The organism is Halorubrum sp. Atlit-26R (genome assembly GCF_003666015.1).
Lineage (GTDB): Archaea > Halobacteriota > Halobacteria > Halobacteriales > Haloferacaceae > Halorubrum.
This window is the reverse complement of sequence record NZ_QPLT01000387.1, coordinates 1-518: the sequence shown is the minus strand read 5'-3', so window position 1 is coordinate 518 and position 518 is coordinate 1. Positions and strand designations below refer to the sequence as shown.

The following is a 518-nucleotide window of genomic DNA, read 5'->3' as shown; positions in this document are numbered from 1 at the left end:
GGATCCGAGGAAAGTCAGATACCGCTCGGTGAATTGTTCGACGGCTGATTGAGTGATCGGAATCGCAGCGTCAGTCATCACTTGCCCCCAGATCGAAGCCTTCGAGAACGCCACTGTTGAACTCCTCTAGCTTCTCTGCAAGCTCACGCTGTTCCTGTAAGTCAACGGCCATCGCGTCGAAATCGTTCTCCAGATCAACCTCGGAATCAGCGTTAACCAGTCGTTCAAAGATTTCGTCCTCAAACGTCTTGCCGGATTCCTCTAACCGTGTGAGAATGGCACTCAACTCACCAACCGACTGCTGGAACAGATCGATCTTGTGGTACAGTCGTTCCAGGACGTATTCTTCGACTGTGTCCTTCAGAGCCATATTGAATACGTACACGTCGCGTTTCTGTCCGATCCGATGAATACGACCAATACGTTGCTCTACACGCATTGGATTCCAAGGCAGGTCGTAATTCACCATTATGTTACAAAATTGTAAGTTTCTTCCTTCTGACATAGCGTCTGTTGAG

1 protein-coding gene is annotated in these 518 nt (G+C 49.0%); it reads right to left on the bottom strand.

Annotated features, from left to right (window positions below; translation table 11 throughout):
* Positions 1–70: 70 nt before the first annotated feature.
* Positions 71–518: helicase-related protein (locus tag DVK07_RS21095; protein WP_255410507.1), on the bottom strand; the 448-nt coding region annotated here is incomplete at its 5' end.